This is a genomic window from Methyloparacoccus murrellii, from assembly GCF_054657115.1.
Genome location: NZ_BAAHXD010000155.1, coordinates 1 through 213, shown reverse-complemented (window position 1 = coordinate 213; position 213 = coordinate 1). Strand labels below are relative to the sequence as shown.

1 protein-coding gene is annotated in these 213 nt (G+C 70.9%); it reads left to right on the top strand.

All coding sequences use genetic code 11. The features are described from left to right. A partial coding sequence (locus ACYQ1H_RS15700) for a helix-turn-helix domain-containing protein (protein WP_460028969.1) occupies nucleotides 1-213 on the top strand: 213 nt, incomplete at both ends.

Below are 213 nucleotides of genomic sequence, written 5' to 3'. Positions count from 1 at the left end.
GCGATGTGCCGCGCATCGCCTGCGGCAGCTGCGGCAAGACCACCCAGACGCCCGTGCCTTGGGCTCGTGCGGGGTCGGGCTTCACTGCGGCGTTCGAGGCCTTGGCCTTGGCGCTGTGCCGGGAGTTGCCGGTGCGCCAAGCGGCAAACCTGCTTCGCTGCGCGGACAAGCAGCTGTGGCGGCGCATCGCGTTCCATGTCGGCCAAGCCCGTG